Origin of the sequence: Thiolapillus sp., assembly GCF_048562965.1 — a bacterium.
GTDB lineage: Bacteria > Pseudomonadota > Gammaproteobacteria > Chromatiales > Chromatiaceae > Thiolapillus > Thiolapillus brandeum_A.
Genome location: NZ_JBHNMF010001082.1, coordinates 1 through 913, shown reverse-complemented (window position 1 = coordinate 913; position 913 = coordinate 1). Strand labels below are relative to the sequence as shown.

Below are 913 nucleotides of genomic sequence, written 5' to 3'. Positions count from 1 at the left end.
CAGCACTGCACAATATTGGCATTGACCTCAACCCGCGGGCACTGGCCGCTTTTGCCTATCTCCATCACACCCGTACATCGGGGCGCAGATACCGTTTCGACTATGAGGAACAGGACCACATTGAGCTGCTGGAGTTGCTCAAGACCCTGCCCTGCAATATCATCCTGTCCGGCTACCCCTCGGCCCTGTACGACGAACGGCTCGCGGGCTGGCGCACGCTGGAACTGCAGGTCATGAACCACGCTGGCGTGCGCACGGAAAAACTCTGGTTCAATTTCACCCCCGACCGGGTGCACTGGGCCAGTTGCGCGGGCAGGAATTTCACCGACCGCCAGCGCATCAAGCGCCGTGCCGCGAACTGGGGGAAGAACTACCGGGCACTGCCGCGGGAGGAACGCCTCGCGGTGCTGGCGGCCATGATGGCGGTCGAGGCCGAGGACGCGGCCGGATCCGGGTGAGGCATCGATCATGGCCACCGTCAACAAACAATCGCTGCGCGAGGAGTTCGACGCGCTGAAAGGTGAATTCGAGCGCCTGTGCGCCTCGGGCAAGATGGCGGCAGACAGCCGCGCTCTGTTCCAGGCCATGCTCATGTTGTTCGAGGTGCTGATGGTCGTGTTCATGGAAAAGCGCACCCCAAAAAACAGCGCCAACTCCAGCAAACCGTCATCGCAAACCCCCAAGGACGATACCGCCATCACCCACCCAGGCGCCAACAGCAAGGGGAACAAGCACAATGCTATCTGTTGCGACAACACCCGCACGGTTGAGACCGTTCATGCATCCCCGGTCCCCAGTGCGAAACCTGTGGCGAAGACCTGAGCAAGACGCCCTGTCAGGGGGTTGAGCGGCGCACCCGGATCGACATCATCTTTGAAAAGGTGGTCACCCACGTAGACGCCGAGATCAAGCA

The 913-nt window shown here is 61.2% G+C and carries 2 protein-coding genes; both read left to right on the top strand.

Going from position 1 to position 913, the window contains the following annotated elements; translation table 11 throughout:
- On the top strand, positions 1–458 hold a 458-nt coding region (locus tag ACOCD2_RS22430; RefSeq protein ID WP_419602051.1), incomplete at its 5' end, for a DNA methylase.
- Between the two features lie 10 nt (positions 459–468).
- A complete protein-coding gene (locus tag ACOCD2_RS22425; protein ID WP_293675635.1) occupies positions 469–822 on the top strand; it encodes a hypothetical protein in 354 nt (117 codons plus the stop codon).
- Positions 823–913: the final 91 nt, after the last annotated feature.

Coding starts and splice junctions, on each gene's coding strand:
- ACOCD2_RS22425 (WP_293675635.1), top strand. CDS start 469: ATGGCCACCGTCAACAAACAATCGCTGCGCGAGGAGTTCGACGCGCTG.